Genomic DNA, 614 nt, shown 5'->3' on the forward strand with positions numbered 1-614 from the left:
CCATAAGCACATACAAAAAAAACAGAAGCATCTTATTTAATGACGTCTCTTTCCCCTGGATGATATTTCGCCCAACCAGCCCTCCCCCAACGACCGCACACACCACCACCAGCCACGCCAACCAACGATTCCCTCCCTGAAACAGCAATCCGATTTTCCCAACCAATACGCCTGCATTGTTCAGGATCAGCAACAGCCCGCTCGCATTGAACGGAATCATCTCCAGGCGCTCATGGGTCATGAATGGATAAGCCAGCAAGAAATAAATGATCAAGCCTGCAACCAACTGCAGCGTTTTCACCCCTGCCATTGATAATAAACAGGCAAGGGACTGCTTATTATCAAGCCCCCTCACGAACTCGATGCAGCACAGCCCCAAAAACACATTGATACTCAGTTGATACAAGCTGAGCCCCACCGCAATCAATGCGCCAGGCACCAGTACCTGAACGACGCCAGCTTTATGTTGAAATGCCACCCCATACATCACCGCCACCACGCTCAACGCCGTGGCTGGCCCGTCATATTGATAAGATAAAGTCTGTAGCAAAAACGGGTTGTACCACAGTGGCAGGAGCACCAGACAGCAAGAAACAGTCGGTGTTTTGTAGTAA

The 614-nt window shown here is 50.0% G+C and carries 1 protein-coding gene; it reads right to left on the minus strand.

Annotated elements, in window-relative coordinates; translation table 11 throughout:
• On the minus strand, positions 1-614 hold a 614-nt coding region (locus AC1DH9_RS30445; RefSeq protein ID WP_477809494.1), incomplete at both ends, for a glucosyltransferase domain-containing protein.

Source organism: Pseudomonas sp. 05T35, from assembly GCF_056396605.1.